This window comes from Desulfuromusa kysingii, from assembly GCF_900107645.1.
Classification (GTDB): Bacteria; Desulfobacterota; Desulfuromonadia; order Desulfuromonadales; family Geopsychrobacteraceae; genus Desulfuromusa; species Desulfuromusa kysingii.
In genome coordinates this window covers 21,089-37,133 of record NZ_FNQN01000011.1, presented here as the reverse complement: position 1 = coordinate 37,133, position 16,045 = coordinate 21,089, and the positions used below count along the sequence as shown (strand labels likewise).

Genomic DNA, 16,045 nt, shown 5'->3' with positions numbered 1-16,045 from the left:
CAGAATTAAAGAAGGTGCTGAAGATGACGAACAATATCTTTAAATTATTGATGGTGGTTTTGGTAGCTCTGTCTGTTTTGGGTTGTCAGGGGGAAGAAACCTCACCACCGACACCAACCGTACAGCAACCAGCTGCTGCTAAAGTTGACTCGCCCAAAGCAGTCACTACTACCGCTGAGCAACCGGTTAAAGTTGAGGCTAGCGTTGAAGAAGTGCAACAGCCGCTAGAGGTTGTTAACTCTGTTCCTGTTGTGGCGGAGCCCGTTACTATAGAGGAGAGCTCTCAGCCCGCGGTTGATTTGACTCTGTCTGATGGTTTTTTAAAACAAATAGATGCTGATGCAGAAGATGAATTTCTTACTCAGTTACCGCCTCAGGGTGAAGATGAAGCGGCAGAAAAGCGTAAAGTAAAAATAAGCGGCGGAGTTTTGCTGGACGCCGATAATGAGGTTTTAGTCGATAAGGTCGATGGTGGCAAAGTCAATATTTCTATTCCGTTAAATTGAAAATATGGGGAGATACAGATGGAAATACGTGAAGTAGAATATGTCATACTTGGAGTTGGAACGGCAGGTCTTGGCGCTTTCAGCCGCATCAGGAAAAAGACCGATAGCTTGCTGCTGATTCAACACGGACCTTACGGCACAACATGTGCCAGAGTTGGTTGTATGCCGAGTAAAATGTTGATTGCCGCAGGAGACTTAGCCCACGCCATTGATGAAGGAGGCTATTTTGGTATTGATGGCCATTATCAAGTTAACGGCAAGCGGGTATTTGAACGGATAAAGCAAGATCGTGCCGATAAATTTGTCGGTGGCGTGTTGAAATATGTCAATAGCATCGGTGATCAATTTAAGCTTGAAGGAAAATCGACCTTTGTTGATGGGCATACAATTGATGTCGATGGCAAGTTGCAAGTCAAGGCTGATAAAATCATCCTCGCCTGCGGTTCAACCCCTTATATTTCTCCAGTATTTGAACCCTTACAAGATGAACTTGATACCAGCGACACTGTTTTTGAGCTCGATGATCTCCCCAAATCGTTGGCAGTGGTTGGCCTTGGGGTTATCGCTCTGGAACTTGGACAGGCATTTCACCGCCTTGGGGTGAAGACTACGCTTTATGGTCGTAGTGGTCGTATTGGCTCTTTTACCCATCCCGATATGCAACATGATGTTCTGCAAACGCTGCAACAGGAACTTGACATTATCCCGCAGGGAAACTTTACCAAAGCAGAAAAAGTGACGGCAGGCTATGAACTCACTTATGTGACCGCAGCGGGCGAAACCATCGTTAGAACCTATGAACGGGTCCTTCTTGCCAGCGGCAGAGCCTCAAATTTGCGGACTATGAACCTGAAGAATTCTGGACTCACTCTTGATGATCGGGGGTTGCCTCATTATGATCCGTTGACCATGCAGTGTGGTGATGCTCCAGTTTTTATTGCTGGAGATGCGACTGAAGATCTCCCTTTGTGGCACGAGGCTTACATTGAAGGTCGCATCGCCGCAGACAGCGCGATCAATTATCCACAGCGAAAAGAGGGGAAGAGAACATCAGCCCTTGGTATCTATTTCACCGACCCTCAAATGGCCTCTGTTGGAACCGTTTATGCTGATCTTGATCCTGAACAGATCGTCATCGGACGCGCCCGGATGTCTAAAGGACCACGTCACGAAATTTATAATGACCACCGTGGCATGATTCAGGTTTATGTCGATAAAACCAATGGTTCCTTGTTGGGTGCAGAAATCTTTGGCCGAGGCGCTGAGCACATGGCTCAGACTCTGGTATTGGCGATTGAGCATGACCTGACCGTCGCTGAGATTCTACAGATGCCGGTTTATCATCCTTCTCTGGAAGAGGTGATGAAGGCGGCCTTGAACCATGCACTGTTTCAATTAAAGTAGCTTGGTATTCACGACCTTCTGTTTCTTGTTGAGGCAGGTACTTCACCTGTTGGGTGTTTATGTGTTACAAGAACGCCCTGACATTATTATCGTTTTTGCAATAGAAGAAAAGATGAGATGAAGTATTCAAGAGTATATATAGAATCTGTCGGTTATGAACTGGCTCCGATTGTCATAACCTCAACGGAACTTGAAAGCCGTTTGCGTCCAATGTATGAGGCTTTGCATATCTCTCCGGGACAGCTGGAAGCTTTGACTGGAATTCGTGAGAGACGCTGGTGGAAACCCAATACACCTATTTCCCAGGGTGCTATATCTGCCGCAAAAAAAGCTTTACAAGAGCGCAATATTTCAGCTCAGGATATTGGTGCCGTTGTTTATGCCGGGGTTTGTCGTGAGCATTTTGAGCCAGCTACCGCATGTCAAATTGCCGCCGCTCTTGGCGTCCAGGGGAATGCTGCTATATACGATACCTCAAATGCCTGCCTTGGGGTTCTCAATGGGGTTCTCGATCTTGCCAATCGGATTGAACTGGGGCAGATTCGTGCGGGGCTGGTTGTTGCGTGTGAAAGTTCAAGAGAAATCAACGAGATCATGATCCAGAAGATGCTGGATAACCCCTCAATGGAACTGTTCACGACCTCACTGGCGACCTTGACAGGTGGCTCTGGGGCTGCTGCCGTGTTGCTGACTGATGGCTCTTTTTCGCCTTCGCGACGACCGAAGTTACTCGGTGGCGTCAATATCGCTGAACCGCAATATCATAAGCTGTGTCGATGGGGAATCAACGCTGTTTCACCTGAGAACCATATCCCATATATGCAAACCGATGCTGTCGCTGTGATGAAGCATGGCGTTGAACTTGGGAAGCGTACCTGGGAAGCATTTTCCAAGGAACTTGGAATCACCGCAGACCGGATTGATAAAGTGATTTGCCATCAGGTGGGTGAAGCGCACCAGAAACTCATTTTGCAAACAATAGGTGTTGACCCTGCGAAGGACTTTCCAACCTTTGAGTTCTTAGGCAATATGGGAACGGTCTCTTTACCGATTACGGCTGCGATTGCCAAAGAACGTGATGAGTTACGACCGGGCGATCTGGTTGGCTTCCTCGGGATTGGTAGCGGCCTTAATTGTCTGATGATGGCAATCCAATGGTGATCATGACGCTGCAATAAAAATCGCCTTGTCGTGTTGCTGCCTTTTTATGAGATATGACGCTTTGCCGGATGATTAAACAATTTAGTCAGACGGCATGAATAACTGGATGACGATTGAATATTATGAACTCGCCTTTGTTTAAATCTGAATACCCGTTTGAAAATCATTATTTTGATCTTAACGGATTGAAATATCACTACTTGGATGAGGGGCGAGGCGATCCCGTGGTGATGTTGCATGGGAATCCGTCCTGGTCTTTTTATTATCGTCACCTTGTACGCCAGTTGCGGAGTGATTATCGGGTTATTGTCCCCGACCATATAGGTTGTGGTTTATCTGACAAACCTGTTGATTCACAATATTCTTTCACCTTAAAGCAACGGGTAGACGACCTTGATAACTTCCTCCAAAGCCTCAAGTTGAAAAAGAAGATCACTCTGGTTCTTCACGATTGGGGGGGGATGATTGGCATGGCTTGGGCGATACGTTATCCTGAGAAAATTGCCCGTTTGGTTGTCCTTAATACGGCGGCATTTCATCTACCGACAACGAAAAAATTCCCCTTTGCCCTGAAACTTTGCAGAGATACTCAATTGGGACCGTTTCTTGTCCAGGGATTTAACATCTTTGCACGTGGGGCAGCCTTTGTCGGTTGCAAGCGCAAACGGATGTCTTCCGAGCTACGAAAGATTTATTGTAGTCCCTACGATAACTGGCAGCATCGTGTCGCGACTTTGCGCTTTATTCAGGATATTCCGTTACATGAAGGTGACGTTGGGTTCGATTTGATTCGTCAGGTTGAAGCCGGATTGTCTTTGTTTAGGGATGTCCCTATGTGTATTTGCTGGGGGGAAAAGGATTTTGTTTTTGATCGTAACTTTCTCAGCGAATGGGAGCGGTTGTTTCCTCGGGCAGAGGTTCATTCCTTTGCCGATTGCGGTCACTACATTCTTGAAGATGCAAAAGACGATGTTTTACCCATAATCAGCAAGTTTTTGCAGGATAACCCGTTACAAGCATCAGGCAGATAAGTTATGTCTGGATCTCAAAGTTTTAACATTGCGGCCCATTTGCCGGCTATGGCTGCAAAGCAACCCACCACAGTGGCCGTTCATTTTCCTTATAAACGCAATAAAAACAATCAGCCTCTTTATCAGAGCCTGACCTATGCTGAGCTTGAACAGCAAAGCAATCGGACCGCTGCAGGGTTGGAGTCCATCGGGATTAAGCGCGGTGTTCGCACTGTTCTTATGGTTAAGCCCAGTCTTGACTTTTTTGCTTTGACTTTCGCCCTGTTTAAGGTTGGCGCTGTTCCTATCCTCATCGATCCCGGCATGGGGGTTAAGAATCTGAAGGTTTGCCTGGAGGAGGCGGAACCCGAGGCCTTTATCGGTATCCCGAAAGCGCAAGTTGCTCGATTGTTACTCGGTTGGGGAAAAGCAAGTCTGAAGATCATTCTTACGATTGGGCCACGGTTGTTTTGGGGGGGGACGAACTTAGAGAAAATGATTGCCCCCATTGCAAAAAGTCATCACTTTGAAACAGTCAACACCGAAAAATCTGAAACGGCCGCGATTCTGTTCACCAGTGGCAGTACAGGAGTCCCTAAAGGTGCAGTGTATAGCCACGGGAACTTCATTGCGCAGGTTGATGCTTTAAAACATGCTTACCAGATTACATCTGGAGAGGTCGATTTACCAACCTTTCCGTTGTTTGCCTTGTTTGCGCCAGCATTAGGAATGACATCTGTGATCCCAGAAATGGATTTTACCCGTCCAGGTGCTGTTGATCCTGAAAACATTATTAATGCCATCAAGCGTTTTAATGCGACCACCATGTTCGGTTCGCCGGCCCTGATTCGTCGCGTTGGTCTGTATGGTGAAAAACAGGGTGTCAAATTGCCATCGTTGAAAAGAGTGATTTCTGCCGGGGCTCCGGTTCCCGCTAGAGAGTTGGAGCGATTTACGCTCATGCTTAACCCCGGTGTGCAGATTTTTACCCCCTATGGAGCAACGGAATCACTTCCGGTCTGCTCTATCGGCAGTGAGATGATCCTTCACGAAACACGTTTTGCTACGGAGCAGGGGAGAGGGGTTTGTGTTGGTCACCCTGTGGACAATATTCAACTTGAAATTATCGACATTAACGATGATGAAATCTCATCTTGGCAGGAAAATTTAAAAACCCCTGATGGCGAGATTGGTGAGATCGTCGTCAAAGGGCCGCAAGTCACCCGAAGTTACTTTAATCGCCCCGATTCCACCCGGTTAGCAAAAATCCCTGTCGCTGGTGGAGATGATTTTTTTCATCGGATGGGAGATCTTGGTTATCGGGATCAGCAGGGGAGAATCTGGTTTTGTGGGCGCAAGGCACACCGCGTTGTCACGCCACAGGGGACCCTCTTTACCATCCCTTGTGAAGCCATTTTCAACCACCACAATGACGTTTTCCGCAGCGCACTGGTTGTCGCTGTCGGTCCAGACGGGGAACAACAGCCAGTCATCTGTGTCGAGACGGAACAGAAACTTAATCGTGCTGAACAGAAGCGGCTTATAGCGGAGTTGAAAGAGATTGCCAAGAACCATGTGATGACCAAAAATATTGAGCATTTCTTGATTCATCCAGGATTCCCGGTCGATATCCGTCACAATGCTAAGATATTCCGAGAGAAACTCTCTCTCTGGGCCAATGAGAGGATGTTATGAAGGTTCTGGTTACCGGTGGAGGCGGTTTTCTCGGTAAAGCCATAGTGATGCAGCTCCTCCAGCAAGGAGATGAAGTCTGCTCCTTTTCTCGTAATATTTATCCGCAACTTACCCGTTTAGGGGTGGAACAGTTTGTGGGTGACTTAGCTGACCAGTCCGCTGTTGTTCATGCGGCTGATGGTTGTGATCTGGTCTTTCATGTCGCTGCTAAAGCCGGAGTTTGGGGACGATATGAGCAGTTTTATCAACCCAATGTCGTGGGGACTAGAAACGTTATTCAGGCCTGTCGTAAGTGTGCTATTACCCGCTTGGTTTATACCAGTTCTCCCAGCGTTGTTTTTGATGGTTCTGATATGGAAAATATCGACGAATCAGCTCCCTATCCTGACCATTTCCTGTCTGCTTATCCGCAAACCAAAGCTGAAGCAGAGCAGCTTGTACTCGCTGCAAATGACACCTCTTTAGCAACTGTAGCGCTACGGCCACATCTGATATGGGGCCCGGACGATAACCATCTGGTCCCACGTATCTTGGAACGGGGCAGGGCGGGGTCACTTCGACGCATCGGTGATCGTCCCTGTCTTGTGGATACGGTTTATATTGATAATGCGGCAAAGGCGCATCTCCTTGCCGCTAAACACCTTGTCGCTGACTCTTCCTGTGCTGGAAAGGCATATTTTATTGCTAATGACGAGCCTTTGCCGCTTTGGGATATGATTAACAAGATTCTCGCTGTCGGCGGTGTGGAACCGATTAACAAAACTGTATCTCCTTCAATCGCTTATGCTGCTGGATGGTTTTTGGAGCGCTGTTATCAAGGGTTGAGAATCTCGACAGAGCCGCGGCTGACCCGATTTGTTGCTAAAGAACTTTCGACTTCACATTGGTTCAACCTTACCGCTGCCAAGAATGACTTGGGTTATCGTCCTGACGTATCAATTGCGGAAGGTCTCGGTCATTTACAGGAGTGGCTTCAAGGCAAGCATTGATATGCGCGCTGGAATTACCCTTTGGCGGTCTCCTCCGAGCAACTTTTATCTCGGGAATAATCAACTTCATCTCTGGCGATTTCGTCTGGGTGCGATGGCCGAATCCGGTTATTGCTTTCATGGTGTCTTGTCGCCAGACGAACTCACGCGAGCTGAACGGCTTTTGACATTAGACAAAAGAAATCAGTTCATCACTGCAAGAGGGTCTCTCAGGTTAATCCTGGGAAAATATCTTCAGGTCAGCCCCGATCAAATTCAGTTCCAATATAACCAGTATGGCAAACCTGCGCTTGCAGGACAGCAGCAAGCAATTTCGTTTAATTTGAGTCATTCTGGAGAGTGGGGTGTTCTTGTTGTCGCCAGAGAAGTGGCTGTTGGTGTCGATGTAGAACGAATCGATCCTGATTTGCAATGTCTTCAGTTAGCTCAGAACTATTACAATGAGCATGAACAATTCTTATTAAACCAGTATTCACCACTGCGCAAGCGCCGTGGTTTTTTTCGTCTCTGGACACAGAAAGAAGCTATGTTAAAATTACTAGGAACCGGATTCAGAACCGATCCCCAGAATAATGACGGATCTATCGAGTTCATGACCTTCCCCTTGGCTGCTGCATATATGTGTTCAGTTGCATTTAAAGGGGAAATCGCGCAGATAAGAAGGATTCATTTATCTGACACAGATTTATTTTATGATCAGTTTTGATAAGGAGAAGTTCATCTATGCAAAAGGTTCCTCGTTGTTTGATGGTATTTTTATTTATTGCCTTGCTCTGTGTCTCTACCCATTCTTTTGCTGCAGACAATAAAGGCGGATTATTTGTCAACCTCACGACAGATGATACCTGGGCTGCCAGTAAGGCCATTTTATTTGCCCATCAAAAAGTTCTTAAAGCCGGACACAGTCCTGTCGCGATCTGGTTAAATGTGAGAGGGATCTACCTTATCGATAAAAAACGGCCATCTCATGTTCATGGGCTCATGAAAGAGCAGGGAATGTCCGTCCAAGATATGTTGACAGCTTTCATGAAAGACGGTGGTATCGTGATTGCCTGTCAAGCTTGCTCAAAAGCCGCAGGGCTGACCAAGGATGATTTTATTGACGGTGTCACCATGGGAAATCCTGACTTGGTTCGTGGTTTACTGTTTGATCCTGAGATGAAAACCCTCTCTTGGTAATCATCCGGCATGGAGCTCTACAATGATATAAGCGGGCAACACTGTAGTATCCTTTAACAAATGAAATATATTTTCGAAAGTTGGTACGGATGAAAAGACAGCTTCTCCTCGCCAGTGGCTGTAGCATGTTATTGGCAGGCTGGTTTAGTGCTTTTCTGTTGAATACCGTGCCCCAGTATAGCTCATTGTATATTATCGGACCGACACTGCTGCTGGGTATTGGCATGGCAGTTATCCGTAAAACAGCTGGGGTCAAGTTGACGGTTGTTACTATGGGACTGACAGCTCTAGCCGCCTTACTCGCCATGAACCAGCTGAATCCTGACAAAGCTCTGAACCTATCTGCGATTCAAAGAGATAACGATGTTCCTGCCCTTACTGGGGAACTGACGTCCATCATGATCCGTGAAGCAGATCGTGTTGATCCCTTTGCAGTTCCCCGCTGGATGGAAACCTTTGCTGATGTCGATATTCAACTTTTTGCCAGATTGCCCGGTCCGCCCCGGATGATGGCTTTCGATTCACGCGGGCATCTGTATGTCACTATCCCAAAGCTTGGAGCCATTTACCAACTGACCGATGCAGATAACGATGGTTATTCTGAACAGCCGGTTCTATTTCATGTCGGTATGGATTACCCGCATGGTCTGATTTGGAGCGATGACAAGCTTTATGTTGCTGAGACCTCCCAAGTGTTAGAGCTTCGAGATACCAATCAGGATGATCAGGCCGATAACATTCGTATTGTTGTCGATGATTTACCGGACGATGGCGGTCATCTGACCCGTTCTTTGGCCATGGGTCAAGATGGTTTTTTGTATTTGTCGATTGGTTCCCGTTGTAATGCTTGTGAAGAAATCAATCCTTGGCGTGCCACCATTCTTAAAGTGAATCCAGAGACAGGGCGCACCTCAATATTTGCCAGAGGGTTAAGAAATACAGTCGGTTTAAGTTTTTCCGCCGATGGAGAAACCCTCTGGGGTAGCGATAACGGGCGTGATCGACTGGGAGATGAAATTCCTCCGGATGAGATTAATCAGATCGTTGAAAGTGGTGACTATGGTTGGCCTTTTTGCTTCGGTCAGCAGTTAATCGATCCTGAGCTTGGATCCTTTGAAAGATGTCAACAGACTGTTGCGAGTCAGGTCGATTTACCCGCCCATTCCGCCCCTTTGGGGATTACCTTTGGCGATCGATTAGATGCTCCCGAAGAATATAAAAATAGCCTCTATGTGGCGTTACACGGGTCGTGGGACGCGACTGAACCCAAAGGTTATGAATTGATCAGGATCCCTTATGATCAACATTTGCTGCAAAAGCATGGCGAAAAATTTTTATCTGGCTGGTTGTCTCAGGGGAAGGTTTGGGGCCGACCTGTTGATCCGGTCGTTGGTCCAGATGGTAATCTCTATTTGAGTGATGATCGAGCCAATGCGATCTATCGGATCAGCTGGAAACACTAAAACCTCATGTATCCAGACAAACCGGTTGTGAATAAAATTGACAATGATGGTTTTTTCTTGACACTCTCAAGCTGATTTGGTACTTCATTGCCCACGCTAAATCGGCGTTTATTGGCCCCGTCGCCAAGTGGTAAGGCAGAGGTCTGCAACACCTTTATCAGCAGTTCGAATCTGCTCGGGGCCTCCAAATAATTCAGAGTGCCAATCCGTCTACGGTTGGCACTCTTTTTTTATTTTTTTCTTATCGGCAACAATTTTTTGTGAGACCATCTGTTTATGGATCTCTTATCTCCACAAATAATTATATTGACTCTCTTTATGGGGGCTTTTGCTGGCTTTTTAGCGGGGCTCCTGGGAATCGGTGGTGGAGTTATACTCGTTCCCCTCTTCCTCTGGCTCTTTCCTTTGGCCGGCTTTTCTTCTGATCTCGTCGTTCACACTGCTTTTGGAACCAGCCTTGCTATCATTTTACCGACCGCAATAGGTAGCACTCTGGCTCACCGTAAGAACGGCAATGTTGATTGGCACATGGTTGCATTTTTAGCTTTGGGTGGAGCGTTAGGTTCGATTCTGGGATCATCAGCTGCGGCGGTCATACCGGGCGGGATGTTAAAGCTCTTTTTTGGCTTGATGCAAATTTTTGTCAGTTTAAAATTGCTCTTGTATAAGACACATGTGCTTATAGAAAGTCAGAATCAGGTACAGAATAAGTCGTTAGCATTGGTGGGCTTTATCGGAGGCTTTTTCTCTGCTTTTTTTGGCATTGGTGGGGGCGTCATCGCTGTCCCGTTGATGCTGGTATTTCTCCGCCTGCCCATTCATAAAGCTGTCGCTAATTCCTCTGCACTGATTGTGGTTTCCTCTTTTGCCGCAGTGATCTGTTATATCTGGTATGGCTTAAATGTCCCGGGTGGGATGCCATATTCTCTTGGTTATGTGAACTTATTAGTTGCTTTGCTGGTTGCTCCTCTCGCCATTATTTTTGCCAGAATCGGAGTCAAATTAGCAAGTCGTACCAGCCAGGAAAAGTTGGTGAAGATATTTGCTGTGTTGCTAATGTTTGTTGGTCTTAAAATTTTATTCAAGTTCTAAAATGAACGGGGAAAAGATGTTACGCCAGTCAACTGTCGCTGGAAGTTTTTATCCGGCCGAACCTGATGTTTTATCCTCTCAACTTGATGCTTTGCTTAACAGTAAGCGTGTGCCCAAACCTGTTAAGGGGATTGTTGTTCCACACGCTGGATATGTTTATTCTGGTGCCGTAGCGGGAGCAGTTTTTGCTGAGATTGAAGTTCCCAAACAGGTGATTTTACTTGGTCCAAACCATCACGGCGTCGGTGATAATGTTGCCGTCAGTGGCGCTGACGCATGGGCGACCCCCCTAGGCAATATCCCGGTTGCCGATGCTTTACGTCAGCAGTTGATCGCCCGTATCGCGGATCTCTCAATCGATGATCGCGCCCATAAATATGAACATTCCCTCGAGGTGATGTTGCCTTTTTTATTGCGATTGCAACCAGATCTGCACATTGTTCCTATCTCTTTAGGACTATTAACTCTGGAAGAATCTCTTCATCTGGGTGTTGCTCTTGCGGATGTGTTGCAGGGGTTGCAGGACGAAGTCCTTCTTCTCGCCAGTAGTGATATGAACCATTTCAGCAGTGCTGCAGAAACCCAAGAGCTTGACGCTCTGGCAATCAATGCGATGACGGAATATGACCTCCCACGGTTATTCCGCGTTGTCAGAGAGAATCAGATCAGCATGTGTGGGGTGATCCCGGCGATCATCGTCATGCAGGCTGCGTATGAACTGGGAGCCCGAAGCTGCAAGCTGATCCGATATGCCCATTCAGGACAGGTGAACGGTGATCAGAGTCGAGTTGTTGGTTATGCCGGTTTTATTTTAGAGTGATGACGAACTTCTCCATGAGGGAGAAGGATATTTTTTATATTGAAGGAGTTTCCATGTCTGAACTACGTGTCCGTTTTGCCCCCAGCCCTACGGGTTATCTTCATATCGGTGGTGCCAGAACGGCTCTCTTTAATTATTTGCTGGCTAAAAAAGAGGCTGGATCGTTTATTTTACGGATTGAAGATACTGATGTCGCCCGATCGACCCAGGAATCGGTCGATGCCATATTAAATGCGATGCAATGGCTAGGATTGTCGTGTGATGAAGGTCCTTTTTATCAGTCAGACCGGTTTGATCTGTACCAACAAAAAGTTCAACAACTGCTTGATGAAGGGAAGGCTTATCGCTGCTACTGTACCCCTGAAGAGTTGGATGAAAAGCGTGAAAAAGCAAAACGGGATGGTCTGAAACCCAAGTATGATGGAACTTGCCGTCGGCGTACGGATCAGCCTGATGCCCCTTATGTTGTCCGTTTCAAGCTCCCCGAAGATCGCGCTGAGACAGTTTTTGTTGATCAGATTAAGGGTTCAATCACGTTTCGCCATGAAGAGTTGGACGACTTGATTATTCAACGCACTGACGGAACGCCTACATATAACTTTGTTGTTGTTATTGATGATGCTGAGATGGGCATTAATCTCGTCATTCGCGGTGATGATCATATCAATAATACACCGCGACAAATTTTGCTTTATGAGGCACTTGGTTATCCCGTACCGCAATTTGCCCATGTTCCGATGATTCTAGGGGCTGACAAAAAACGCTTGTCCAAGCGGCACGGGGCAACATCGGTGATGGCTTATAAAGAGATGGGTTACCTCCCCGAAGCCTTGGTGAATTACCTGGTCCGTTTGGGTTGGTCTTTTGGTGATGAAGAAATATTCAGCATGGATGAGTTGATTGAAAAATTCAGCCTGAAAAATGTTGGACGTTCGGCAGGGGTCTTCAATCCTGAAAAACTTCTCTGGCTCAACAGCCATTATATCAAAACTGGGGATCCGCAACGATTGGCTGAACTGGTGACCCCCTTCCTACAGCAAAAAGGTATTGATGTTGTAAAAGGTCCAGATCTAGTTGCGGTGGTAAAAAGCTTACAAGAGCGGTCCGGGACGCTGGTCGAAATGGCCGATGGTGCTGAGTTCTATTACGCTGACCCCGTCGTTTATCAGGAAAAAGCCAAAACCAAATTCCTGAAACCCGAACAGAAGTATATGTTTGAAATTATTTACGAAAAATTAGATAGTTGTGACGTTTTTTCTGAAGAGAAACTTGAAGCTGTCTTTGCTGATATCATGGCGGTCACCGAGGTCAAGTTTGGTAAAATCGCGCAACCTTTGCGGGTCGCCTTGACAGGTGGTGTCCCCAGTCCTGGGATTTATGAGATCCTTCAGGTATTAGGGAAGGGTGTTTCTCTACAGAGAATTGATCAAGCCCTCAACTCATTGGCAGGTTGATAATGGGAGGCTCGGCAGGATAGTAATTGCCGAGCCTTTATATTTTTAGATGGGGTAAAATTTATAATTGTTCTTTGATCCACTCATCTAAACGTTCAGAAATCTCTGCTGGCATATCGATAAACTTTATCCCCATGCCGGGTTCAAACGGAAGGTGGGTCCCTCGTGGTCTCTTCCAGACGACTTCACAGCGGCAACGGGCGGTTCCAGTGAGAGGGGCGGGAAGTGGAAATTCAAGGTCAATTTGCTCTCCCGCTTGAATCGGGTTCGTTGTCGCAATAAACATCCCGCTTTTACTGATATTTTTGCTGTAGCCAAAAAAAACCGGACGATCACTATTAATATGAACCTTTTGAATTATTAAAGGCGAACGTAAGTTTTTTCTTGAATCAGCTTTGGGTCGATCTTGGTTTTCTTCCATAATTGCCCCACTTTTTATAGTACAGGTAAGTTATTCCATCTTACCTTATAGTGCAACATTTGAGTTTGTAAAACTATAAATTAAGAGTCTCAACCCTCTTGGTTGTATTGACTTGTCATTGAAAGTTATTAAACTCAGACTGTTTGCGGTCGCAATGAATACAAAATTTACATAATGAAGGTTCAGATTTGTCATGTTTATGACCGTTGTTTAAGTAAAAAAATGTCTGTCAACTTTGAAGGAATATAAGATGAGATGTGTCAGTATCCTTGTCTTCATTTGTTGTCTTTATTCGACGCCATCCGTTGCCGATCAACAGAATCTGATGAATATTCGTGATTTGATCGTCCTTGGTTTAGAGGCCAATCTGGGGTTGCAATTAGAGGGCTTGGAGGTTGCAAAAAATAAAGAGTCGATTAAACAAGAACAGTCTGTTTTCGACAGTACCTTCTTTGCAACTGCCGGATATGAACGTTCTTCGACCCCCTATGATTCGAGTTATAGTCCCTCTATCTCAGAGAGTCGGGCAGAGTCCCTCTCAGGGCAGGTCGGACTGAGTAAGAGTTTTATGACAGGGCTGAGTACGACCGTTGCTTTTGATTCTCAGTGGTTATCTGGCAACGATTCAAGTGAAAACCTTGATCCCCGCTACAGGACAGCTTTGGTCCTTGAGTTAAACCAGCCATTACTGAAGAACTTTGGAACCGCAGTCAACTCAACTCGTCTGGAAATATCGAAAAGTCAACAGCGTCAGACCGCACTCAGCTATTTATTGCAGGCACAGAACCTGATCTTGCAATTGGAAGTGACAGCAAGACAACTCGCTGCAAAAGTAGAAATTATTCAATTACGTCAGCAGTCCCTCACTCTTGCCAATGATTTATATCTCGCTAATAAAAAACGTTTTGACGCTGGAATTATAGCCGTTACCGAAATTCAAGAAGCAGAGACAGAGGTTGCGGCGCGACAATTAAGCCTCTCTCTAGCCATTCAAGAACAAAATTTGTTGTTGGAAGAATTGAACCGCCAGCTTGATCATCGCTTAACAGCAAAATTTAATCCTGAGAGTCTTATCGCTTCTCCATCCAGTCTTGGAACCTTTACGGTCGCTGATAACGAAACCCTTTTTGATAGGGCGTTGCAGCAACGACTTGAACTGAAAATTAATAATTATGTAATTCAAAGCAGTTCTCTGCAACATGATTATTTACGCAATCAGTTACAACCCCAACTTGATTTAAAGCTTCAGTTTGGGATCAATGGACTTGCAGGTAAGGAGCGCGCATCGTCGCTACAAAGTCAGTACTCTGGTGATTGGCTTAACTCCTTTTCCAGTATGAGTAATGCCGATGGTTATCAATGGCTTGCCGGTGTTGAATTGACTATGCCACTGGGAAATCGAGCGGCAAAATCGCGATACCGACAAGCAGAATTACAGCTTAAACAAGATCGCTATCGTCATAAGGATCTTGAGTCCATGATCAAAAATGATCTGCTGCAACAAAAAATCAATATTTTCCACACCAAAGAGCAGTTAGCAATAACCGAACGATTTGAATCCCTGGCAAAAAAAGCGCTAGAACAAGAACAGCAGCGCTTGCAGGAGGGATTATCTGACACTTTCCGGATCATAATTTTTCAACAACGAATGGTTGCAGCCAAGATTGATCGAATTAATGCTATCACTCGGTATCATCTGGCCCTAGCACAGATGGACTATGCTCTGGGGCAGACCTTTGAACGGCACAATATTGTTCTGAGAAACAATGCTGAGGAGTTGACTCTTGAAGATATTTGAAAAATCTATGTGTAAATTTGTTGTTATCTTTGTTCTTTTGGGGCTGGTTTCAGGTTGTAGTCGTGAAGATAAACTCCCTGCCGAATCTGTCAGGGCTGAGAAAATTATTTCTGTCGCGGTAGAACCGGTCGTCCTTGGCGATCTTACTGATACCTTCACATTACCAGCAAATCTTGAGGCCTGGGAGGATATCACCTTATCTGCCGAAGTTTCGGGGGGCCTATACAAAATCAACTTTGCAGAAGGCGATCAGGTTGCTGCAGGTCAAGTTTTATTGGAGATTGATCCAGAAACGGTCAAAACACAACAGTTAAAAGCTCAAAACGATGTCAACCTGGTCCAAAGTAAGATTCATCGATATCAACAGTTGATCGCCGATGGTTTGGTCAGTCAACAGGAACTGGAAGACCTTGAAAATCGTTTGGTCACAGCAAAATCCACACTTCTGGCAACGGAGCTTCAACTGCAAAAAAGCTTCCCTCAGGCCCCTGTGAACGGCACAATCGATCGGATTTATGTCGATCGTGGTGAATATGTTTCTCCGGGAATGCCGTTGCTGCAGTTGGTTCAGGTGGATCAACTCAAGGTGATAGCCGATATTCCTGAAAAAGATGTTCAGTTTCTCCATATTGGTGATCAAGTCCAAATTATTGCGGCTTCTATCGAACCTTCATCTGCTTCCCCTTTTATTGGTGTTATCGAGCATATTGCTATCACCGCCAATCCGACCACTCGAACCTATCGTACTAAGATTATCATTGATAATCGTTCTGCCAAATTGCGCCCCGGCATGATTGTTCGCGCAAAGTTTGTTCGACAACAATTACAACAAGTTATTTCGGTTCCCCTGTTTGCCGTTATTGATCGCGAAGGAGAGAAGTTCGTTTATATTAATGACAATGGCCGGGCAAAGAAGACTGCCGTGGTCATCGGGCGATCTATCGGTCAGAGAATTGTTATTGAAGACGGATTAGAGGTCAATCAATCTCTCATTGTTGCCGGACAGCAACTATTAATTGATGGCAATAAGGTTGAAGTGGGGGTTAACTAGGC

At 45.9% G+C, this 16,045-nt stretch carries 15 protein-coding genes and 1 tRNA gene; 15 read left to right on the top strand and 1 reads right to left on the bottom strand.

Features of this window, described 5'->3' with window-relative positions; all coding sequences use genetic code 11:
* The first annotated feature begins 23 nt into the window (after nt 1-23).
* The 13 genes from BLU87_RS15185 to gltX all read left to right on the top strand — a co-directional run bounded on the left by BLU87_RS15185 (nt 24) and on the right by gltX (nt 12,773).
* A complete protein-coding gene (locus tag BLU87_RS15185; protein ID WP_092350371.1) occupies nt 24-506 on the top strand; it encodes a hypothetical protein in 483 nt (160 codons plus the stop codon).
* 18 nt (nt 507-524) lie between these two features.
* Complete coding sequence (locus BLU87_RS15180) at nt 525-1,910, top strand: dihydrolipoyl dehydrogenase (RefSeq protein ID WP_092350370.1); 1,386 nt, start codon at nt 525-527, stop codon at nt 1,908-1,910.
* Nucleotides 1,911-2,027: 117 nt separating this feature from the next.
* Nucleotides 2,028-3,071 carry a 3-oxoacyl-ACP synthase III gene (locus BLU87_RS15175; protein WP_092350368.1) on the top strand — a complete coding sequence of 348 codons (1,044 nt, stop codon included), beginning with the start codon at nt 2,028-2,030 and terminating at the stop codon, nt 3,069-3,071.
* A gap of 122 nt (nt 3,072-3,193) precedes the next feature.
* On the top strand, nt 3,194-4,102 hold the full coding sequence (locus tag BLU87_RS15170) for an alpha/beta fold hydrolase (RefSeq protein ID WP_175498424.1): 909 nt from the start codon (nt 3,194-3,196) through the stop codon (nt 4,100-4,102).
* Between the two features lie 3 nt (nt 4,103-4,105).
* The gene (locus BLU87_RS15165) at nt 4,106-5,776 is read left to right on the top strand and encodes a fatty acid CoA ligase family protein (protein ID WP_092350366.1); all 1,671 of its coding nucleotides are present in this window, start codon (nt 4,106-4,108) and stop codon (nt 5,774-5,776) included.
* Nucleotides 5,773-6,765, top strand: coding sequence for an NAD-dependent epimerase/dehydratase family protein (locus BLU87_RS15160; RefSeq protein WP_092350364.1), 993 nt, complete (start codon nt 5,773-5,775; stop codon nt 6,763-6,765). Before BLU87_RS15165 ends, BLU87_RS15160 begins: the two co-directional genes overlap by 4 nt.
* A 94-nt stretch (nt 6,766-6,859) precedes the next feature.
* Entirely contained in the window at nt 6,860-7,471 is a 612-nt protein-coding gene (locus BLU87_RS15155; RefSeq protein ID WP_175498423.1) for a 4'-phosphopantetheinyl transferase family protein, read from the top strand.
* A gap of 17 nt (nt 7,472-7,488) precedes the next feature.
* On the top strand, nt 7,489-7,944 hold the full coding sequence (locus tag BLU87_RS15150) for a DsrE family protein (protein ID WP_139167588.1): 456 nt from the start codon (nt 7,489-7,491) through the stop codon (nt 7,942-7,944).
* A gap of 89 nt (nt 7,945-8,033) precedes the next feature.
* Nucleotides 8,034-9,407, top strand: coding sequence for a PQQ-dependent sugar dehydrogenase (locus BLU87_RS15145; RefSeq protein ID WP_092350360.1), 1,374 nt, complete (start codon nt 8,034-8,036; stop codon nt 9,405-9,407).
* 113 nt (nt 9,408-9,520) lie between these two features.
* Nucleotides 9,521-9,594, top strand: a tRNA-Cys gene (locus tag BLU87_RS15140).
* Between the two features lie 89 nt (nt 9,595-9,683).
* Entirely contained in the window at nt 9,684-10,499 is an 816-nt protein-coding gene (locus BLU87_RS15135) for a sulfite exporter TauE/SafE family protein (RefSeq protein ID WP_092350358.1), read from the top strand.
* A gap of 16 nt (nt 10,500-10,515) precedes the next feature.
* Nucleotides 10,516-11,319, top strand: coding sequence for an AmmeMemoRadiSam system protein B (gene amrB, locus BLU87_RS15130; RefSeq protein WP_175498422.1), 804 nt, complete (start codon nt 10,516-10,518; stop codon nt 11,317-11,319).
* Between the two features lie 53 nt (nt 11,320-11,372).
* Complete coding sequence (gene gltX, locus BLU87_RS15125; RefSeq protein WP_092350354.1) at nt 11,373-12,773, top strand: glutamate--tRNA ligase; 1,401 nt, start codon at nt 11,373-11,375, stop codon at nt 12,771-12,773.
* Between the two features lie 61 nt (nt 12,774-12,834).
* Here the strand turns inward: gltX and BLU87_RS15120 are convergent, their stop codons facing one another.
* On the bottom strand, nt 12,835-13,194 hold the full coding sequence (locus BLU87_RS15120; protein WP_092350352.1) for a PilZ domain-containing protein: 360 nt from the start codon (nt 13,192-13,194) through the stop codon (nt 12,835-12,837).
* Nucleotides 13,195-13,444: 250 nt separating this feature from the next.
* On the opposite strand from BLU87_RS15120, the gene BLU87_RS15115 reads away from it, so the two are divergent.
* Together BLU87_RS15115 and BLU87_RS15110 are read left to right on the top strand one after the other, a co-directional pair.
* On the top strand, nt 13,445-14,992 hold the full coding sequence (locus BLU87_RS15115; protein ID WP_092350350.1) for a TolC family protein: 1,548 nt from the start codon (nt 13,445-13,447) through the stop codon (nt 14,990-14,992).
* Nucleotides 14,979-16,043 (top strand): efflux RND transporter periplasmic adaptor subunit, encoded by a 1,065-nt coding sequence (locus tag BLU87_RS15110; RefSeq protein ID WP_092350348.1) that lies wholly within the window; start codon nt 14,979-14,981, stop codon nt 16,041-16,043. Before BLU87_RS15115 ends, BLU87_RS15110 begins: the two co-directional genes overlap by 14 nt.
* Nucleotides 16,044-16,045 lie beyond the last annotated feature (2 nt).

Excerpts from the sequence above, each read along its gene's own strand:
- BLU87_RS15185 (WP_092350371.1), top strand. The coding sequence starts at position 24 with ATGACGAACAATATCTTTAAATTATTGATGGTGGTTTTGGTAGCTCTG.
- BLU87_RS15180 (WP_092350370.1), top strand. The coding sequence starts at position 525 with ATGGAAATACGTGAAGTAGAATATGTCATACTTGGAGTTGGAACGGCA.
- BLU87_RS15175 (WP_092350368.1), top strand. The coding sequence starts at position 2,028 with ATGAAGTATTCAAGAGTATATATAGAATCTGTCGGTTATGAACTGGCT.
- BLU87_RS15170 (WP_175498424.1), top strand. The coding sequence starts at position 3,194 with ATGAACTCGCCTTTGTTTAAATCTGAATACCCGTTTGAAAATCATTAT.
- BLU87_RS15165 (WP_092350366.1), top strand. The coding sequence starts at position 4,106 with ATGTCTGGATCTCAAAGTTTTAACATTGCGGCCCATTTGCCGGCTATG.
- BLU87_RS15160 (WP_092350364.1), top strand. The coding sequence starts at position 5,773 with ATGAAGGTTCTGGTTACCGGTGGAGGCGGTTTTCTCGGTAAAGCCATA.
- BLU87_RS15155 (WP_175498423.1), top strand. The coding sequence starts at position 6,860 with ATGGCCGAATCCGGTTATTGCTTTCATGGTGTCTTGTCGCCAGACGAA.
- BLU87_RS15150 (WP_139167588.1), top strand. The coding sequence starts at position 7,489 with ATGCAAAAGGTTCCTCGTTGTTTGATGGTATTTTTATTTATTGCCTTG.
- BLU87_RS15145 (WP_092350360.1), top strand. The coding sequence starts at position 8,034 with ATGAAAAGACAGCTTCTCCTCGCCAGTGGCTGTAGCATGTTATTGGCA.
- BLU87_RS15135 (WP_092350358.1), top strand. The coding sequence starts at position 9,684 with ATGGATCTCTTATCTCCACAAATAATTATATTGACTCTCTTTATGGGG.
- amrB (WP_175498422.1), top strand. The coding sequence starts at position 10,516 with ATGTTACGCCAGTCAACTGTCGCTGGAAGTTTTTATCCGGCCGAACCT.
- gltX (WP_092350354.1), top strand. The coding sequence starts at position 11,373 with ATGTCTGAACTACGTGTCCGTTTTGCCCCCAGCCCTACGGGTTATCTT.
- BLU87_RS15120 (WP_092350352.1), bottom strand. The coding sequence starts at position 13,194 with ATGGAAGAAAACCAAGATCGACCCAAAGCTGATTCAAGAAAAAACTTA.
- BLU87_RS15115 (WP_092350350.1), top strand. The coding sequence starts at position 13,445 with ATGAGATGTGTCAGTATCCTTGTCTTCATTTGTTGTCTTTATTCGACG.